The organism is Pseudomonas sp. 1L-B-1-E-C1, assembly GCF_057291835.1.
This window is the reverse complement of record NZ_JBXAWN010000003.1, coordinates 85,605-102,363: the sequence shown is the minus strand read 5'-3', so window position 1 is coordinate 102,363 and position 16,759 is coordinate 85,605. Positions and strand designations below refer to the sequence as shown.

The window sequence follows — 16,759 nt, the reverse complement described above, 5'->3', positions numbered from 1 at the left end:
AAGTTACCAACAGAGTTATCCACAGCTTGTTCCGAATGGTTCGGAGCATAGAACGATCAAGGATGATCCATTCATGTTGTCTGTCAGTACGGCCATTTCCCCGGCGGAACTGGAGGCGCGTCTGCGCCTGCACCGCATGCCGGAGATCGGCCCCAAGCGTTTCGCCAAACTGCTCGAAGCCTTCGGCTCGGCGTCGAAAGCCATCAGTGCGCCGGCCAGTGCCTGGCGCTCGCTGGGGTTGCCGACGGCCTGTGCCGAGGCGCGGCGTTGTCCTACGGTGCGCGACGGCGCCAGCCACGCAATACGCTGGCTAGAGCGCCCCGGTCAACATTTGCTGATGTGGGATCAAGCGGATTACCCAGCGTTGCTGGCGCAAATTCCCGATCCACCACCGCTGCTATTCGTCGCCGGCGATCCGTCGATTCTGGAGAAACCGCAGCTGGCTATGGTCGGCAGCCGCCGCGCCTCGCGTCCCGGGATGGACACGGCGGCGGCATTTTCCCGCAGTCTGGCCGGTGCCGGTTTTGTCATCACCAGTGGTCTGGCGCTGGGCATCGATGCTGCTGCGCATCAGGCCGCACTCGACGTTGGCGGGCTTACCGTAGGCGTGCTCGGCACCGGGTTGGAAAATTTTTATCCACAACGCAATAAACGCCTGGCTGAAGCGATGATCGCCTCGGGCAGCGCAGTGATTTCCGAGTTTCCGCTGGACGCCGGGCCGAGTGCGAGCAACTTCCCGCGTCGTAACCGCATCATCAGCGGTTTGTCCCTCGGTGTGCTGGTGGTCGAGGCCAGCGTAGCCAGCGGTTCGTTGATAACTGCACGACTGGCGGCTGAGCAAGGGCGTGAGGTGTACGCGATTCCGGGCTCGATCCATCACCCCGGTGCCCGCGGTTGTCACCAGTTGATCCGCGACGGCGCGGTGCTCGTGGAGACCATTGAACACATCCTCGAAGCCCTGCGTGGCTGGCAGCAGCCGCTGTTATCCACAGCGCCAACCCAGGCCGACCACCCGTTGCTGGCGTTGCTTCACGCGGCGCCGCACACCAGCGAAGCCTTGGCTGCGAGCTGTGGCTGGGCGCTGCCCAAAGTGCTGGCGACGCTGACCGAGCTGGAGATCGACGGCCGGGCGGTATGCGAAAACGGTCGCTGGCTGGCACGGTCGAGCTAGGTTTTACGGGGAAGATCGGTAAACTGCGCGAAACCTGTTTGTGGAGAGTTTTTCATGGTCAACAGTTGGCGTGTGCAACAAGCCGCGCGTGAAGTTCGCGCCGGCGCGGTGATTGCCTATCCAACCGAAGCCGTCTGGGGGCTGGGTTGCGACCCGTGGAATGAAGACGCAGTGGACCGCTTGCTGGCGATCAAGAATCGCTCGGTCAGCAAAGGGCTGATCCTGGTCGCCGACAATATCCGCCAGTTCGATTTCCTGTTCGAAGACTTTCCGCAGGACTGGATCGACCGCATGGCCAGCACCTGGCCAGGGCCGAATACCTGGCTGGTACCGCATCAGAACCTGTTGCCGGAATGGGTGACAGGTGTGCATGACACCGTGGCGCTGAGGGTCAGTGATCACCCGCAGGTGCGCGACTTGTGCTCGCTGGTCGGGCCGCTGATCTCGACGTCGGCCAATCCCCAGGGGCGACCGCCAGCGCGCACGCGCTTGCGCGTCGAGCAGTATTTCCGTGGGCAAGTTGATCTGGTGCTGGGCGGCAGCCTTGGCGGACGCAAGAACCCCAGCGTGATTCGCGATCTGGCCAGCGGTAACGTCATTCGTCCTGACTGACGCCATTCTTTTTATATTTTTTGCGCACTCCTCGGCGGTATCGGCGAGGAGTTTTGCGCATGCCTGCGATTATTCCTGCATCTGTTAAAACTTATCTGTAGCCATTGTTCTTTCATGCGTCAGACGGATCTTTGAGTCTGAAATATCAGTAAGTTTTCCCACGGGATTATCAGAACGCGTGCAGTGGCGAGATTTCCAAAAGCATCCATTCTTTCAATGTGCTTGAAACAACTTCGAAATGTTAATGGCTGCGGAGAAGTAATGGATATTACGGATTTACACCTCAAGGATTATCTGCAGGGCTTTCAGGAGACACTCAAGAATCAACAGGCCGATTATCGTGTGGCCGTTCTTGAGGCGGGGTCGGATGCCGGGGAATTTGAACGCTTCATCAATCGGCAATTTCGCCTGCGATTGCAGCATTACATGCTGACCTCCAGAGCCCGGGCACTGGAGACCCGCTTGGCGATCACCTCACGCAGCACGCACTTTTTGCTGTACCAGCGTGGTCAACTCATTGCAGTGCTGCGGGCAACCCCGGCGCCGTTCGAGTGGGCCTCACTGGCGCAGCATCATGTTTCTCCCACCGGGGCATTGGCGCGGCACGTCGAGTTCAGTCGCCTGATTACCCATTCCCAGCAGCATCGGCCGGTGTCGATCAATGGTCTGCTCGCCACTGCTGCCGAGTGGGCAATCGATCGCGGATATCAAGGGGTGACGGCTTTGTGCAGAACGCCACAGCGGCAACTGTTTCAGCGATTCGGCCTTACCCCGATCGCTTCGCACGCGATGCATCTCGAACAACGCGCCCGTGGCGATTATTGGTTGTTGTCTGCCGAGTGGCGACAAATACTGATGGCCCTTGATCAGCCTGTGAACATGAACGCGCATCAACCGGAGTATCGTGATGAATATAACCGTCAGTATTGATCCGCCAGTGATCGAAGAGTGGGCGGAGAAATGGCTTGTATATGAATCGAAGAAGTTGCGCAGGAAGTTTTCCGGTCGTAGGCCGGCGGCGAAGAAACTTCACCGGAAGATGTACTTGATATAGCTGGAAGATACCCGGCGAATTCATGGAAGAGTTCGCCGGGTATCAACTTTACGGCAGCAGGATCGTGGATCCGGTAGTGCGCCGTGCCGACAGTTCGGTTTGTGCTTTCGCCGCATCCGCCAATGCATGGCGCTGGCTGATATCGACCTTCAGCTTGCCACTGATGATCATCTCGAATAGTTCGTTGGCCATGTGTTGCAGATTTTCGGCGTTGTTCGCGTAGGTCGCCAGCGTCGGTCGGGTGACGTACAGCGAGCCCTTCGCGGCGAGAATGCCGAGATTGACGCCGTCAACGGCGCCCGAAGCATTGCCGAAGCTGACTACCAGGCCGCGTGGCGACACGCTGTCCAGGGACGTGAGCCAGGTATCCTTGCCGACACCGTCATACACCACCGGGACTTTCTTCCCGTCGGTCAGCGCCAGCACGCGCTCGGCCACGTTTTCATGGCTGTAGTCGATGGTAGCCCAGGCGCCGTTGGCCTTGGCCAGTTCGGCTTTTTCCGTTGAACTGACGGTGCCGATCAGTTTCACGCCGAGCGCCTTGGCCCATTGGCAGGCCAGCGAGCCGACGCCACCGGCCGCTGCATGGAACAGAATGGTTTCGCCGCCCTGCAGTTCGTAGGTCTGGCGCAGCAGGTACTGCACGGTCAGGCCCTTGAGCATGACCCCGGCAGCAGTTTCGAAACTGATTTCATCGGGCAGGTGCACCAGATTGTCCTGCGGCAGAACATGTACCTGGCTGTAGGCGCCGAGTGGGCCACTGCCGTAGGCGACGCGATCACCGACCTTGAAGCGGGTGACGTCGCTGCCCACCGCCTCGACGGTGCCGGCGCCTTCCGAGCCCAGGCCGGATGGCAATGCCGGTGGCGCATAGAGGCCGCTGCGGTAATAAGTGTCGATGAAGTTCAGGCCGATCGCCTGATTGGCCACGCGCACCTGATTCGGCCCGGGCGCAGCGGGTTCGTAGTCAACATATTCGAGCACTTCGGGACCGCCGTGGGCGCGGAACTGGATACGCTGTGCCATCTGCCTGCTCTCCTTGGGTCGTCGGTAAGCCCTCTATCCAACTCCGCTGGTTGATCTTCGTCAACTGCGGCGCGCCGGTCTGCGATGGTATGCTGTGCGCCCATTTGCGCCGCCCGCCTGCCGGGGCGCCGCCCGATTCAAGGTGAAGCCATGACGACCCGCACCGACGCCGTAAAGGCCTATCTGCTCGATCTGCAAGACCGCATCTGCGCTGCACTGGAAACCGAAGACGGCGGAAAGGGCTTCGTCGAAGACGCCTGGACCCGGCCGGCGGGCGGTGGCGGGCGCACCCGTGTGCTGGAAAACGGCACGCTGATCGAAAAGGGCGGCGTCAACTTCTCCCACGTGTTCGGCAGCGGCCTGCCGCCCTCGGCCAGCGCGCATAGGCCGGAATTGGCCGGGCGTGGTTTCGAGGCGCTCGGTGTGTCGCTGGTGATCCACCCGCACAACCCGCATGTGCCGACCTCCCACGCCAACGTGCGTTTTTTCATTGCTGAAAAAGAAGGCGAAGAAGCGGTCTGGTGGTTCGGCGGCGGTTTCGATCTGACGCCCTACTACGGCAACGAAGAAGACTGCATCCACTGGCACCGCGTCGCCGAGCAAGCCTGTGCACCGTTCGGTGCGGACGTCTATCCGCGTTACAAGGCCTGGTGCGACACCTATTTCCATATCAAGCATCGTCATGAGCCACGGGGCATTGGCGGTCTGTTCTTCGACGATCTGAACGAGTGGGATTTCGATACCAGTTTCGCTTTCATGCGCGCCATCGGCGACGCCTACATCGAGGCGTATCTGCCGATTGTGCAACGACGCAAGAACGACGCCTTCACCGCACAGCAGCGCGAATTCCAGGAATTCCGTCGCGGCCGCTACGTCGAGTTCAACCTGGTTTACGACCGTGGCACGTTGTTCGGCCTGCAATCTGGCGGGCGTACCGAGTCGATTCTGATGTCGCTGCCGCCGCAAGTGCGCTGGGGCTACGACTGGAAGGCTGAACCGGGCAGCGCAGAAGCGCGCCTGACCGAGTACTTCCTGCAGGATCGCGACTGGCTGGCCGAGGCCTGAGGACGGGTGATGGATCGTTACGTCGTTTTCGGTAACCCGATCGGCCACAGCAAGTCGCCGATGATTCACCAACTGTTCGCCGCGCAGACCGGTCAGCGCCTCGATTACAGCACGCTGCTGGCGCCGCTCGACGATTTTGCTGGCTGCGCCACCGCGTTCTTTCGAGAGGGGCGCGGCGCCAATGTGACGGTGCCGTTCAAGGAAGACGCCTATCGTCTGGCCAACAGCCTGACCGCCCGCGCGCAGCGCGCCGGTGCGGTGAACACCTTGAGCAAACTGGACGATGGCTCACTGCTCGGCGACAACACCGATGGCGCAGGCCTGGTCCGCGATCTGACGGTGAATGCCGGGTTCAGCCTGACCGGTAAGCGCATCCTTTTGCTCGGCGCTGGCGGCGCGGTGCGCGGTGCGCTGGAGCCATTGCTGGCGGAGAAGCCGGCTTCGGTGATCATCGCCAATCGCACCGTGGACAAGGCTGAACTGCTGGCCGAGTTGTTCTGCGACCTGGGACCGGTGTCGGCCAGTGGTTTCGACTGGCTGCGCGAGCCGGTGGACGTGATCATCAACGCCACCTCCGCCAGCCTGACCGGCGACGTGCCGCCGATCGCGCCAAGCCTGATCGAGCCGGGCCAGACCCTGTGCTACGACATGATGTACGGCAAGGAACCTACCGCGTTCTGCCGCTGGGCCACTGAGCACGGCGCGGCGCTGGCGATGGATGGTCTGGGCATGCTCGCCGAACAGGCGGCCGAGGCGTTCTGGCTGTGGCGCGGTGTGCGCCCGGATACCGCGCCGGTACTCGCCGAGCTGCGCTGCCAGTTGGCCCTTTAAGCTTTGCTCCCACATTGAAATGCGACCAATGTGGGAGCGAGCTTGCTCGCGAATCGCATCACCACCGCGATATCAGATCAATCCTCAAACCGGATCGGACACTTCTGCGCCCCTTCCAGCTTCCTCAACTCCTCCACCACCGGCGGCCGCGCCCGGCGCAAGGTCAGGCTGCGACCCTGGCCCAGCAGCCGTCGCGCTTCCTGATGCAGCATCTCTACCCCTGAATAATCGATGAAGTTGATCTGCTGTGCCTCGATTACCACCCGCGCGCCATGCAGGCGTTGCAGGCGCACTTGCAGGTAATGGCTGGCGCCGAAAAAGATCGAACCGCCCACCCGCAGCACATCGTCGTCACCGTCGCGCCAATGCTGCACCCGTGGTTGCGAGGTGCGCTTGAGGTAAAAGAACAACGACGCCAGCACCCCGGCGTAAATCGCCGTCTGCAATTCCAGCAGCAAGGTCGCGAGACAGGTCAGGGCCATCACCACGAACTCGGCGCGGCTGACCCGCAGCAAAGCGCGAATGCCGCGATGATCGACCAGGCCCCAGGCGATCAACAGGATGCTGCCCGCCATGGCCGGGATCGGAATGTGCGCGATCAGCCCTGCGCCGAACACCGCGAACAGCGCTACCCAGAGCGCCGAAAACACCCCGGCCAGGGGCGAGCAGGCACCTGCCTCGTAACTCAGACCTGAACGGGTAAAAGATCCGGCCGACAGCGACCCGGAAAAGAACGCACCGACGATGTTCGACAGACCCTGTGCGCGGACTTCCTGATTGGCGTCGAGCAGCTGCTGCGAGCGCGCCGAAATCGAACGGGCGATCGACAGACTGGTGACCAGCCCGAGCATGCCCACCGCGACAGCGCTCGGCAGCAGGCGCAGGATCACTTCAAGATCCAGCGCCAAAGGGCTGAACGGCGGCAGGCGTCCGACGAAAGCGCTGACCAGATGCACATGGCCGAACATCGCTGGCCAGATCCACACCAGCAGACTGGCCAGCACCAGGGTAATCAACAGCGTCGGCCAGCGCGGCACGAGTTTTCTCAGTATTACGCCGACGATTACCGTGGCGACGCCAAGCATCAGCGACGGTTTATCCACAGCCCCCAGATGCCGCAACAGGTCCATCAGACTGGCGAGCGCCGTGGTGTTGGCCGGCAATTCCAATCCGAGCAGATTGGGCAATTGCCCGATGGCGATCACCACAGCGGCGCCGAGGGTGAAGCCGAGCACCACCGAATGCGAAACGAAATTCACCAGCGCGCCGAAGCGCAGCAAGCCGAGCAACCACTGGAAAATGCCGGCGAGGAACGTCAGCAGCAGGATCAGGGTGATGTAGTCCTCGGACGCTGGCACCGCGAGCGGGCTGACGCTGGCGTACAGGACAATCGAAATCGCTGCGGTCGGGCCGCAGATCAGATGCCATGACGAACCCCACAGGCAGGCGATCAATACCGGAATGATCGCTGCGTACAGGCCGTATTCCGGCGGCAGCCCGGCGATCAGTGCGTAGGCGATCGACTGGGGTAACGCGAGAATCGCACCGCTGAGGCCGACAATCAGGTCCCGCCCGACGCTGGCGCGGGTCTGTCGTGGCAGCCAGCTCAGGAACGGAAATAGTGAATGACGGCTGGGAAAGGCCATGGGTCCTCGCGGTTGGGGTTTTGTTCAGGTTATCAGGGTGTCAGGTGGAAAAGCCCCTCACCCTAGCCCTCTCCCGGAGGGAGAGGGAACTGACCGAACTGTTTGTTGAATATTCACCGACCTGCGATTTCGGCGTTGAACGCACGTTTTGATTCAACAGCGATCGGCTCCCTTTCCCCCTCGCCCCCTTGGGGGATAGGGCTGGGGTGAGGGGGCAAAAATCTCAAGCCGGTCACCAATCCCAGGCAACCGACGATCAAAGCTTCGCCTTCACCGCCGCCAGCGCATCCTTGCCATCCAACGTCTTCACGCCATCCAGCCACTTGTCCAGCACCGCCGGATTCGCCTTGATCCACGCCTTCGCCGCCTCGGCATTGCTGATCTTCTTGTTCACCACCTCGGCCATGATGCTGTTCTCCATGTCCTGAGTGAACGCGAGATTGGTCAGCAACTTGCCCACATTCGGGCAGGCCTGGGCGTAGCCCTTGCGGGTCAGGGTGAACACGCTGCCGGTGTCGCCGAAGTATTTTTCGCCGCCCTTCAGGTAGCGCATTTTCAGCTGCACATTCATCGGGTGCGGGGTCCAGCCGAGGAAGGTGACGAATTTCTGTTTCTTCACCGCCCGCGACACTTCGGCAAGCATCGCCTGCTCGCTGGATTCGATCAGCTTCCACTGCCCCATGTTGAAGTCATTCTTCTTGATGATCTCCTGCAACGAAATGTTCGCTGGCGCGCCTGAGCCGATACCGTAGATCTTCTTGTCGAACTTGTCGGCGAATTTGTTCAGGTCGGCAAAATCGTGCACACCCGCCTCCCAGACATAGTCGGGGACGGCGAGGGTGAATTCGGTGCCTTCCAGGTTTTTCGCCAATTGCGTCACATCGCCGGTGGCGACGAACTTGTCATAGAAGCCCTGCTGCGCCGGCATCCAGTTGCCGAGGAACACGTCAACCTGGCCATCCTTCAAGCCACCGAAGGTGATCGGCACCGCAAGGGTGTCGACCTTGGCCTTATAGCCCATGCCGTCCAGCAGAAACCCGGTGATGGCATTGGTTGCGGCGATGTCGCTCCAGCCCGGATCGGCCATCTTCACGGTTTCGCAGCTTTGCTCGGCGAACGCCGAGGCGCTGCTCAATGCGATAAGGCCGACAGTGACAGCTGTGGATAACTTGCGCATGGACTTCCCCTTAACATTATTGGTTTTGGCAGGGTTGTGGATAACGGGCCTTGCGCTCCAGATCATCGAGATCAATGTGGTTGCGCATGTACTGCTGACTGGCATCGACCAGCGGCTGGTGATCCCAGCTCTTCAGCTTGCCGATGGTTAAAGCGTCGGCAACGAAACGGCGTCGGCGCTGGCTGGCCAGCACGTCCCGATGGATCGCCGGAATGTCCCACTTGGCCCGCGCTTCAGCGAGAAAATCGTTGAACAGCTGACGATGTTGCAGCGACTGGCTCAGATCCTCTTCTTCGCGCGGATCGTTATCCACATCGAAGAGTAGGCACGGGTCGCTTTCGCTGTAGATAAATTTGTAGGCGCCCCGGCGGATCATCATCAAAGGGCTGACGGTGCCTTCGGCCATGTACTCGCCGAACACCTCATCGTGCCCGCCCTCCCCTTGCAGATGCGGCAGCAACGTACGGCCGTCCAGTGGCAAGCCCGGTTCGAGCGTGCCCCCGGCCAGATCCACGAAAGTCGGCAGCAGGTCGGCGGTGGAAACGGCGGCGCTGACCCGGCCGGCCTCGAACTGTCCCGGCGCGCTGATCAGCAGCGGCACCCGCGCGGCCATCTCGTACCAGTGCATTTTGTACCAGAGGCCTTTCTCACCGAGCATGTCGCCATGATCACCGGAGAAAACGATGATGGTGTCATCGATCAATCCGGTTTCCTCGAGGGTTTGCAGCAGTTTGCCGACGTTAGCATCGATATAGCTGCAAGCGCCAAAGTAGGCGCGACGCGCGTCGCGGATTTTATCCACAGGCAGTGGCTTGTCCCACAGGTCGTAAACCTTGAGCAGCCGTTGCGAGTGCGGATCGAGTTCGTCCTGGTTCAAGGCTGTAGGCAACGGGATATCGGCGTCGTCATACAGATCCCAGAAAGCCTTGGGAATCGTGTAAGGGTCGTGCGGGTGGGTCATCGACACGGTCAGGCAGAACGGTTGCTCGCCGTCCTCGCGAATGTGATCGAACAGATATTGCTGCGCCTTGAACACCACCTCTTCGTCGAAATCCAGCTGATTGGTGCGCACGCACGGCCCGGCCTGCAGCACCGAAGACATGTTGTGATACCAGCTCGGCCGTACATCCGGCTCGTCCCAGTTCACCGCCCAACCGTAATCGGCCGGATAGATATCGCTGGTCAGGCGTTCTTCATAACCGTGCAACTGATCCGGCCCACAGAAGTGCATCTTCCCCGACAACGCGGTGCGGTAGCCGAGACGGCGCAGGTAGTGCGCGTAAGTCGGGATATCGGCAGGGAAATCAGCAGCGTTGTCGTAGGCGCCGATCTTGCTCGGCAACTGACCACTGACCAGGGTGAAACGCGACGGCGCGCACAACGGGCTGTTGCAGTAAGCAGCATCGAACACCACTCCTTGGGCGGCGAGGCGGGACAGATTCGGCAGTTTGATGGGCGATGGGCCGTAGAACGGCAACATTGGCGCGGCCATTTGATCGGCCATGATGAAAAGAATGTTCTTGCGCTTCATGTGATCGCGGCATTCCATGTTGAATATTTATGCGAGAGTGCTGTGACCGAGCATGGAGTCCATGCCTGTTTCGGTAAAGCCTGCGCCGGACAATGACTAGGATAAGCACAGCTTATGTATGACGCTCTCGGTGACCTGTCCCTCGATCTGCTGCGTGCCTTCGAGGCGGCGGCCCGCCATCGCAGTTTTACCGCTGCTGCGGTAGAGCTCGGGACCACGCAACCGGCGATCAGCCAGCAGATAAAACGTCTGGAAGAACAGCTCGGAACGCGTCTGTTCGATCGCATTTATCGGGGCATCGAATTGACAGAGGTTGGCGCCCTGCTCTTCGAGCAAGTTGCCCTCGGTTTGCAGAACATCGACGCAGGTTTGAGCGCGATCAGCACACAGCAGCAACATGAGGTGCTGCAAGTAGCCACGGATTTCGCTTTCGCCGCCTATTGGTTAATGCCGCGCCTGCACCGCTTCCATGAAGCCAATCCGCACATCGATGTCAGCCTGGTCACCAGCGAGCGCAATCACAATATGTTGCGCACCGATATCGATGTGGCGATCCTGTTTGGCGACGGCCGCTTCAAGCAGGGCGAGAGCCATTGGCTGTTCAGCGAGGAAGTGTTCCCCGTGTGCAGTCCGCTGTTGCTCAAGGAGCGCCCACTGCCGCTGCCCGCGCAGGCTTTGCTGGAATTTCCACTCCTGCATTTGCGCGGCGAAAACAGCAGCAACTGGTTCGACTGGAGCGGGCTGTTTCGCAAACTGGGCCTGACCACGCCGCCAGCGCCTGGGCAGTTGCGCTTCGACAATTACACGTTGTTGATTCAAGCGGCGATCGGCGGCCAAGGTGTGGCGATCGGCTGGCGGCACCTTGTGGATAACTTGCTGGTTCAGGGGTTGCTGTGCCGGCCACTGGCGCAAACCACGTTGTCGCGGCTGGGGTATTACGTGGTGCTGCCGCAACGCAAGCGCCGGGGTGCGTTGATTCAACTGTTCGTTGACTGGTTGATGGCCGAGCAGGCCAGCAGCGCCGAATCTCTCAACGGTCTGACTCTGCCTTCAATTGCGGTGTGAAGAGCAAAAGATCGCAGCCCTCGGCAGCTCCTACAGGCGCGGTCTTTTAAAAATCTGAAGCCGCCACAAAATTCACATGCTCACCGACATGCAGGTTCAACCGCAGCTCATCGGCAATCCCCACCGCCACACGGTTCAAGCGCTCCAGCGGTTCAGCCAGACCAGGCTCGAGATTGCCGCCAACCTGACTGAAGTGCTCGATGGTCAACCCGGCAACGCCATGCGGCGCATTGACCAAGGTCCAGCGCAGTGAGCTGCTTTGCACCGCCTCAAGGATTTCCTTGGCGGCATGTCGTTGCAGGCGGTCGTCACCGTCTGGCTCGTCGAGCACGCCGAAATTGCCCACCAGAAACAGGCGCGGCACGCTGGCCAGCTGCAAGCCTTCGACCAGCGCGTCGACTGCCAGCACTTGCTCGACCGGCCCCAGTGTCACCGAGCGCTCGACATGGTCGCTGCTGAACGGCAGCCCCGGCGCATCCAGCAGGCAGATCACCGCCGAACTGCCGGCGACGCTCTGATTGACCCGCTCGGCATCGAACAGATCGCCGGTTTTGGTGCGCAACCCCGGACGCGGCGCGAGTGCGGTGAGATCGTCGAGAATGGCGATGACTTCGTGTTGGCGGCGCAGCAATTCAGCCATCAACGCGCCGCCCAGGCTGCCCATGGCACCATAGAGCACCACTTTCACCACTGGGGTTTCGGCATTTTTCATGGCTGTTTTCCTTATAGTTGTCCTATATGGCCTGTGACGGTGGAAACAGCCAAGGGTTCGAACCGATTGAGAGGCGACACGATGCAAGGGATCAAGGGCTACCACGCCCATGTCTATTTCGACGCGAAAACCATCGACCAGGCGCGGGCCTTGTGCGAACAGGCCGCGCAGTTGTTTGCGCTGAAAATGGGTCGCGTGCACGAACGCCCGGTGGGGCCGCACCCCGACTGGAGCTGCCAACTGGCCTTCGGCCCCGAGCTGATCGGCGAGGTGCTGCCGTGGCTGGCGCTTAACCGCAAGGGGTTGGTGGTGTTCCTGCATCCGGACACGGGGGATGACTTGCTCGACCACACCGAACATGCGATCTGGATGGGCGCGGTGCGGCCACTGAATCTGTCGGTGTTTTAATCGAGGGTTTCTTCGGCTTCGCCGGGCAGATGTTCATCCAGATGCAGCCAGGGTAAGCGGCTGTCGGTCCAGATATGCCGCTCGGCCGGCGCGGTTTCCGGGTGATCCAGCGTAGCGATGGTCACGTCAATGCTGTTTGGGCTGAGCGAGGTCAGCAAAGCCAATTGTGCGCCGCAGTTTGCGCAGAAGAACCGCGCGCAACTGGCCGACGAGTCATAGCGCGCCGGCGTCCCGGCCAGCCATTGAAAGTTCGCCGCCGGCACGGTGATCCAGGTGGTGACGATGCCGCCGCTGACCTTGCGGCAGATCGAACAATGGCAGTGAGCGATATCGCGCAACGGACCGCTGAACTGATAGCGGATGTGTCCGCAGTGACAGCCGCCGTGATGTGCATGGTTGGTTTCCACCGCCCTTCTCCCGTTTTTATTGGCGCTCGCTGCATCCGACCGCCGGTTGACCGTTCATTCTTCGCGTTCATTAGCGAAAGGTAGCTGAAAGCTTCCCCGATTAGGATCGCCTCACTCCCGGCAACAGACCGGTTGGCCCAAGACCTGTGTTTTCCCCGCAGGCCCGGCCCAATTAACAACAACAATGGTGATTCTGATGTCCTCTGCAACCCGCCGTCTCTCCCGCTTCCTGCTTCTTACTCCGCCCGTACGCCTCGCGCCTCCCGTTCTGCGCTGATCCCGCCCGATCCGCTCATTCCATTAGCCGCGCTACGCCTGGAGTATTCCCATGCTGACTTTCCTTGGCTTCGCCATGGTCATCACGTTCATGTTCCTGATCATGACCAAGCGCCTGTCTGCGCTGATCGCCCTGATCATCATCCCGATTCTGTTCGCCCTGTTCGGTGGTTTCGCGCCGAAGATCGGTCCGATGATGCTCGAGGGCATCACCAAACTGGCGCCGACCGGCGTGATGTTGATGTTCGCCATCCTGTATTTCGCCTTGATGATCGACTCCGGCCTGTTCGACCCGGCCGTGCGCAAGATCCTCAAACTGGTCAAGGGCGACCCGCTGAAAGTTTCGGTCGGCACCGCCGTTCTGGCGCTCGTCGTTTCCCTCGATGGTGACGGCGCGACCACTTATATGATCTGCGTGGCCGCGATGCTGCCGCTGTACAGCCGCATCGGCATGAGCCCGCGGATCATGGCCGGTCTGATCATCCTCGCTGGTGGCGTGATGAACATGACCCCGTGGGGCGGCCCGACCGCCCGCGCCGCGAGTGCGCTGCATGTCGATCCGTCGGACATTTTCGTACCGATGATCCCGGCCATGGCCGCCGGTGTCGTGGCGATCCTGCTGATTGCCTACTTCTACGGCAAACGCGAACGTGCCCGCCTCGGCGAGCTGCATCTGGTCGGCGACGAGATCGATCACAGCGAAATCAGCGTCTCGCAATTCCCCGACGCACGCCGTCCGAAGCTGATCTGGTTCAACGCAGCACTGACCTTTGGCCTGATGTGCACGCTGATCGGCGGCCTGCTGCCGTTGCCGGTGCTGTTCATGGTGGCGTTCAGTATTGCCATGATCGTCAACTACCCCTGCCTGCAAATGCAGAAGGATCGCGTCGCCGCGCATTCCGGCAGCGTGCTGGCAGTGGTCGGGCTGATCTTTGCGGCCGGTATCTTCACCGGTATCCTGTCGGGCACCGGCATGGTCGATGCGATGTCGAAGAGCCTGTTGGCGGTGATTCCGGAGTTCCTCGGCCCGTACCTGGCGGTGATCACGGCGCTGGTGAGCATGCCGTTCACCTTCTTCATGTCCAACGACGCGTTCTACTATGGCGTGTTGCCGGTGCTGGCCGAAGCGGCCAGCCACTACGGAATCACTGCGGTGGAAATGGCTCGTGCTTCGATCGTCGGCCAGCCCGTCCACTTGCTGAGCCCGTTGGTGCCGTCGACCTATCTGCTGGTGGCGCTGGCCGGCATCGATTTCGGTGATCACCAGCGTTTCACCCTGAAATGGGCGATCCTGGTGTGTATCTGCATTCTGATTGCTGCACTGCTGTTGGGGACTTTCCCGGTGTTCAGCACTCTATAAGCCCAAGACTCACCGTTGCGGGTCCTGGCTTCGCGGTTTGAAGCCCGGACCTTTTGCGGTTCAACAATTGCTCAAAGGAATACACATGGATTGGCTGACCAACCCCGAAATCTGGGTTGCCTTCTTTACCCTGACTGCCCTGGAAATCGTCCTCGGTATCGATAACATCATCATGATTTCGATCCTGGTCAGCCGCATGCCCAAGCACATGCAGCAGCGCACCCGGATCTTCGGGCTTGGCCTGGCCATGATCACGCGGATCCTGTTGCTGCTGTCGATCACCTGGGTCATGCGCCTCACCGCCGACCTCTTCGAAGTGTTCGGCCAGGGTATTTCCGGTCGTGACCTGATCCTGTTCTTCGGTGGCCTGTTCCTGCTGTGGAAAAGCTCGCAGGAGATGTACCACGCACTGGAAGGCGAAGACGAAAGCGACGACGCGCCTTCGGGCAAGGGCGGCAACTTCCTCTACACCATCATCCAGATCGCGATCATCGACATCGTCTTCTCGCTGGACTCGGTGATCACCGCCGTCGGTATGGTTTCCCACGTCCCGGTCATGGTCGCGGCGATCATCGTCGCGGTGCTGGTGATGATGCTGGCGTCGGGCAAGATCAGCGAATTCATCGACAAGCACCCGTCGCTGAAAATGCTCGCCCTGTCGTTCCTGCTGGTGGTCGGCACCGTGCTGATCGCCGAATCGTTCGACGTGCACGTGCCAAAGGGCTACGTCTACTTCGCCATGGCGTTCTCGCTGGCGGTGGAAGCGATCAACATCAAACTGCGCGGCGCGATGGCCAAGAAGAAACAACAGCAGGATCCGGTGAAACTGCGCAAGGATGTGCCGGGGCAGTGATCCGGTAGTCTTCAGGCAACACCCCCTTGTAGGAGTGAGCCTGCTCGCGATAGCGGTCTGTCAGTCAACAATGATGTTGAAGCTGATGGCCCTATCGCGAGCAGGCTCACTCCTACATTTGTTTCTGTGTTCAGGCAGGCGGCACGAGGTTGTCGAGGACGCGGTTGACGGCCAGCTCACCCAACATGATGACTTGCTGGATTCCCAACAGTGAATTGCGCTGCGGTCCATCAATAAACCCGGCCAGATCACTGGCCATGATGCTCGCCGACGCCAAAGATTCGCAGGCGTGCACCAGCAGCGTTTCGTTATCCACAGCCGGATCGACGAGGAAAATGGTGCTGGGCTTGCGCGCGGCGCCGGGGTCTTGTTTGAGACCGGGACAGAGGTAGAAATCGAGGGCGCGGTCGGCGGCTTGTTTGAGTCTTTGCGCTTCGAGGTCGGGGTGAGGAAGATCGCTGACCGGTGGATCTGGCGTTATCTTTTTCATATTCAGCTGCTCCATAAAATGAAGCCACTGCCGTTCTCTACTAAAAGAAGGGAGGCGGCTGTACGCAGGTTAGTAGACCGGGGAGCTAGCTTTTCCGGCGCACCCGAAGGCGCCCTGCGCACAACCACCATCAGGATCAGGCATAACCTGACGCAACGATGCTTGCGCACAATAACTAGCAACCCGGGCTACTAATCCCGACCACTGATGAGCAGTGGCCAGCAAACGATAGAGACCAGCCCCAAAGCGCACAAGCCGGCGGATTCTGGCGTAGCCGTAGGCAACGGCGCAAGGATTTGTAGCCTGTCGCCGCGTAACATGGCGTGTGCATAAACACCCAGCGCAATCCGTGTTTATCCTCTCTTGGATCAGACACACAACCTGTGGGAGGGAGCCTGCTCGCGAAGGCGTCATATCGGTCGAAAAAAGAGGCTGTCTGACGCACCGCTTTCGCGAGCAGGCTCGCTCCCACAGAGGCATATCGCATCCATTCGAAACGGGCCGAAAAGGTTGACTCACCGACCTTCGCTCGTTAGCGTCCGCCCCTCGCCTCAAACGACAAACAAGGAACGTTCATGTCTGGAAAACCCGCCGCGCGCGTCACGGACCCGACCACTTGCCCGATTCCCGGTCACGGCACCAACCCGATTGCCAGCGGCTCCGGCGACGTTTTCTTCAACGGCCTCGCCGCCGCTCGCCTGGGCGACAAATGCACCTGCGGCCAAGCGCTCAGCGGTGCCTTTTCGTCCACCGTGTTCATCAATGGCAAGAACGCCATGACCCTCGACAGCACCGCCAGCCATGGCGGCGTCGTGATTGGCGGTTCCGGTAATGTGATCATCGGCAGCTCGCATACCCCTGCTCCGTTCGTTCCACCGTTGCCGATCATCGGCCAGCCCTTGGTCGAATTCAAAGCCGTCAGCGCCGGCAATGGCGAACCCATTGCCGAACAGGGCTACGAAATCGAAACCGCCGAAGGCCGCATCGTCAAAGGACTGACCAATGCGCAGGGCATGACCCAGAGCGTCGCGACCCTGCAGCCCGATCTCGCCATCGTTCGCTGGACAGCCTGAGC

17 protein-coding genes are annotated in these 16,759 nt (G+C 60.6%); 10 read left to right on the top strand and 7 right to left on the bottom strand.

What is annotated here, in order from left to right:
- Positions 1 to 73 precede the first annotated feature (73 nt).
- From dprA to AC0Z4S_RS06735, 3 genes are all read left to right on the top strand, one after another.
- The gene (gene dprA / locus AC0Z4S_RS06745; protein WP_485622493.1) at positions 74 to 1,171 is read left to right on the top strand and encodes a DNA-processing protein DprA; all 1,098 of its coding nucleotides are present in this window, start codon (positions 74 to 76) and stop codon (positions 1,169 to 1,171) included.
- 54 nt (positions 1,172 to 1,225) lie between these two features.
- Positions 1,226 to 1,783, top strand: coding sequence for an L-threonylcarbamoyladenylate synthase type 1 TsaC (gene tsaC / locus AC0Z4S_RS06740; protein WP_042608257.1), 558 nt, complete (start codon positions 1,226 to 1,228; stop codon positions 1,781 to 1,783).
- Positions 1,784 to 1,966: 183 nt separating this feature from the next.
- Positions 1,967 to 2,713 (top strand): hypothetical protein, encoded by a 747-nt coding sequence (locus AC0Z4S_RS06735; RefSeq protein WP_485622492.1) that lies wholly within the window; start codon positions 1,967 to 1,969, stop codon positions 2,711 to 2,713.
- A 172-nt stretch (positions 2,714 to 2,885) separates the two neighbouring features.
- On the opposite strand, the gene AC0Z4S_RS06730 is transcribed toward AC0Z4S_RS06735, so the two are convergent.
- The gene (locus AC0Z4S_RS06730; protein ID WP_485622491.1) at positions 2,886 to 3,863 is read right to left on the bottom strand and encodes an NADPH:quinone reductase; all 978 of its coding nucleotides are present in this window, start codon (positions 3,861 to 3,863) and stop codon (positions 2,886 to 2,888) included.
- Between the two features lie 150 nt (positions 3,864 to 4,013).
- Between AC0Z4S_RS06730 and hemF the strand changes: the two genes are divergently transcribed.
- Both hemF and aroE read left to right on the top strand, forming a co-directional pair.
- The gene (hemF, locus tag AC0Z4S_RS06725) at positions 4,014 to 4,928 is read left to right on the top strand and encodes an oxygen-dependent coproporphyrinogen oxidase (protein WP_485622490.1); all 915 of its coding nucleotides are present in this window, start codon (positions 4,014 to 4,016) and stop codon (positions 4,926 to 4,928) included.
- A 9-nt stretch (positions 4,929 to 4,937) separates the two neighbouring features.
- Positions 4,938 to 5,759 (top strand): shikimate dehydrogenase, encoded by an 822-nt coding sequence (gene aroE, locus AC0Z4S_RS06720; RefSeq protein WP_485622489.1) that lies wholly within the window; start codon positions 4,938 to 4,940, stop codon positions 5,757 to 5,759.
- A 77-nt stretch (positions 5,760 to 5,836) separates the two neighbouring features.
- Here the strand turns inward: aroE and AC0Z4S_RS06715 are convergent, their stop codons facing one another.
- The 3 genes from AC0Z4S_RS06715 to betC all read right to left on the bottom strand — a co-directional run bounded on the left by AC0Z4S_RS06715 (position 5,837) and on the right by betC (position 10,113).
- Positions 5,837 to 7,405, bottom strand: a complete 1,569-nt coding sequence (locus AC0Z4S_RS06715; protein ID WP_485622488.1) for a SulP family inorganic anion transporter — start codon at positions 7,403 to 7,405, stop codon at positions 5,837 to 5,839.
- A 256-nt stretch (positions 7,406 to 7,661) separates the two neighbouring features.
- Positions 7,662 to 8,582 (bottom strand): choline ABC transporter substrate-binding protein, encoded by a 921-nt coding sequence (gene choX, locus AC0Z4S_RS06710; RefSeq protein ID WP_485622487.1) that lies wholly within the window; start codon positions 8,580 to 8,582, stop codon positions 7,662 to 7,664.
- A 16-nt stretch (positions 8,583 to 8,598) separates the two neighbouring features.
- Complete coding sequence (betC, locus tag AC0Z4S_RS06705) at positions 8,599 to 10,113, bottom strand: choline-sulfatase (RefSeq protein ID WP_485622486.1); 1,515 nt, start codon at positions 10,111 to 10,113, stop codon at positions 8,599 to 8,601.
- A gap of 114 nt (positions 10,114 to 10,227) precedes the next feature.
- Here betC and AC0Z4S_RS06700 point away from each other — a divergent pair, with 114 nt between their 5' ends.
- Positions 10,228 to 11,178 (top strand): choline sulfate utilization transcriptional regulator, encoded by a 951-nt coding sequence (locus tag AC0Z4S_RS06700; RefSeq protein ID WP_485622485.1) that lies wholly within the window; start codon positions 10,228 to 10,230, stop codon positions 11,176 to 11,178.
- Positions 11,179 to 11,224: 46 nt separating this feature from the next.
- Here the strand turns inward: AC0Z4S_RS06700 and AC0Z4S_RS06695 are convergent, their stop codons facing one another.
- Entirely contained in the window at positions 11,225 to 11,890 is a 666-nt protein-coding gene (locus AC0Z4S_RS06695) for an NAD(P)-dependent oxidoreductase (RefSeq protein ID WP_485622484.1), read from the bottom strand.
- Between the two features lie 81 nt (positions 11,891 to 11,971).
- On the opposite strand from AC0Z4S_RS06695, the gene AC0Z4S_RS06690 reads away from it, so the two are divergent.
- Complete coding sequence (locus AC0Z4S_RS06690; RefSeq protein WP_042608267.1) at positions 11,972 to 12,298, top strand: DOPA 4,5-dioxygenase family protein; 327 nt, start codon at positions 11,972 to 11,974, stop codon at positions 12,296 to 12,298.
- Here the strand turns inward: AC0Z4S_RS06690 and AC0Z4S_RS06685 are convergent.
- Positions 12,295 to 12,705 carry a GFA family protein gene (locus AC0Z4S_RS06685; RefSeq protein ID WP_485622483.1) on the bottom strand — a complete coding sequence of 137 codons (411 nt, stop codon included), beginning with the start codon at positions 12,703 to 12,705 and terminating at the stop codon, positions 12,295 to 12,297. The two genes, AC0Z4S_RS06690 and AC0Z4S_RS06685, sit on opposite strands and share 4 nt — an antisense overlap.
- 328 nt (positions 12,706 to 13,033) lie before the next feature.
- Between AC0Z4S_RS06685 and AC0Z4S_RS06680 the strand changes: the two genes are divergently transcribed.
- Positions 13,034 to 14,341 (top strand): CitMHS family transporter, encoded by a 1,308-nt coding sequence (locus AC0Z4S_RS06680; RefSeq protein WP_042608269.1) that lies wholly within the window; start codon positions 13,034 to 13,036, stop codon positions 14,339 to 14,341.
- A gap of 85 nt (positions 14,342 to 14,426) precedes the next feature.
- The gene (locus AC0Z4S_RS06675) at positions 14,427 to 15,194 is read left to right on the top strand and encodes a TerC family protein (RefSeq protein WP_116658574.1); all 768 of its coding nucleotides are present in this window, start codon (positions 14,427 to 14,429) and stop codon (positions 15,192 to 15,194) included.
- A 130-nt stretch (positions 15,195 to 15,324) separates the two neighbouring features.
- Here AC0Z4S_RS06675 and AC0Z4S_RS06670 read toward each other — a convergent pair whose 3' ends face one another.
- On the bottom strand, positions 15,325 to 15,684 hold the full coding sequence (locus tag AC0Z4S_RS06670) for a DUF6124 family protein (RefSeq protein ID WP_485622641.1): 360 nt from the start codon (positions 15,682 to 15,684) through the stop codon (positions 15,325 to 15,327).
- Between the two features lie 575 nt (positions 15,685 to 16,259).
- Between AC0Z4S_RS06670 and AC0Z4S_RS06665 the strand changes: the two genes are divergently transcribed.
- Positions 16,260 to 16,757 (top strand): PAAR domain-containing protein, encoded by a 498-nt coding sequence (locus tag AC0Z4S_RS06665; protein ID WP_485622482.1) that lies wholly within the window; start codon positions 16,260 to 16,262, stop codon positions 16,755 to 16,757.
- Positions 16,758 to 16,759 lie beyond the last annotated feature (2 nt).